The sequence below is a fragment of the uncultured Campylobacter sp. genome, from assembly GCF_937997595.1.
Taxonomy (GTDB): domain Bacteria; phylum Campylobacterota; class Campylobacteria; order Campylobacterales; family Campylobacteraceae; genus Campylobacter_B.
Genome location: NZ_CALKTS010000306.1, coordinates 1 through 1,425, shown reverse-complemented (window position 1 = coordinate 1,425; position 1,425 = coordinate 1). Strand labels below are relative to the sequence as shown.

The 1,425-nt window shown below is 41.1% G+C and carries 1 protein-coding gene; it reads left to right on the top strand.

The genetic code is table 11. From position 1 onward, the window contains the following. The first annotated feature begins 428 nt into the window (after positions 1–428). A complete protein-coding gene (locus tag Q0614_RS10370) occupies positions 429–1,034 on the top strand; it encodes a DUF6803 family protein (protein ID WP_298788548.1) in 606 nt (201 codons plus the stop codon). Positions 1,035–1,425 lie beyond the last annotated feature (391 nt).

Here is a 1,425-nt window from a genome sequence, read left to right as displayed (position 1 = left end):
ACGCCTCGTCCATTTTGGGCTCGCTGCAATGCGAAACGCCTGGCTTTGGATGCTCTGGAGCGGAGCAAGCGCATATAAATAATGCCGCGCAGGCGAACAAGAGGGTGTTTTTCATTTTAAATCCTTTTTAAAAAATTTTGTAATTCTATCTTTGCGAAGCTGAAATTTTACGGAATTTAAAGCGTTTCGGCTAAATTTAATGTATCTGCATTTGCAAATATAAATTTTCTAAATTTCGCGTTAGATACGAAGGGGCGGCGTGCGAGGCGAGATAAATTTAATATTTGTGAGCGAGTTTTAAGATGCAGCTCAAATCATTTTGCGGAAAAGTATAAGATTAAAGATTTGCCTAATCCTGTCTATCGTTTTAAAATTTTTTACTGAAAGCCGCTAGAATTGCGCCCTTTAAACCAAAATAAGGAGAAAACATGGCAATGACGAATTACATGGAACTTTTGATGGCAAATCAGCCGTGGAATTTGATTTTATTTATGGCGGTGCCGATGGGCTTAGCAGAAGCGATAGTAGCGAGCGAATTTTTTAGCTTATACCGCGCGCAGAAGGGCTCTTTGGCGCTAAAAATCAATAAATGCCTTAGCATCATTCTCGGCGCTTATTTTACGATATTAATTATTTACGTAGCGGTTAAAATTTTGCCCGTCATTCATTTGCGTGGCGCTGCGGACGCCTTAGCTTTGGCGGCATACGTAGCGGCGGCGCTGCCTGCGCTAGTACTGCTACTTTTGGAGCTCGGAGTTATCGCAAAAGGAGCGGAATTTAGGACTAGGCTTAAATTTCATTTCTTGGCGCTGATTGTATTTTTGGTGCTAGGACACGTCGCGATGATTTTTGGAATGACCGATCCCGGTATGAGCGGCATGGATCATTCTATGATGGATCATGGCTCGATGAGCGGGATGAGCCACGATATGGGCTCAATGGAGGGAATGGATCATTCGCGTATGAATCATGGCTCGATAGAGAACATGGATCACGGCGGCATGGATCACTCAAAGATGGAGCATTCGCATTAACTTTTAGCATGCTCAGCTTGGGCTAAATTTTAAAATTCTATCTCGCCGAGCTGTGGAGTTGATAAATGCTTCATGATTTGATTGCCTTTCGTCTGCGAAATGCATATGCAAGCCCCTCTAAAATAGAATTTTACTGCCTTTCATCTGTCGCCTACGAGGTGGTAAAATTTAATATCAAGCTTATCGCCCTGCCTTTTTATGTTCTTGTGATATTTTTATTCGACTTATGCAGACGTAAAGCTCACGTATAGGTAGTTTCCAGTTTAAATTTACGTGTGAACCGCTTTGGTATATTTTTTAACGTTAGTTTAATGCTAAATTTATATAATTTAAGCGAGTTATATTTTAAGAGACGATTAAGAATGAAATGTGCTAAGCTTGGAGGCGGATA

Bases quoted from the DNA above. Each gene is read 5' to 3' on its own strand.
- Q0614_RS10370 (WP_298788548.1), top strand. From the start codon at position 429: ATGGCAATGACGAATTACATGGAACTTTTGATGGCAAATCAGCCGTGG.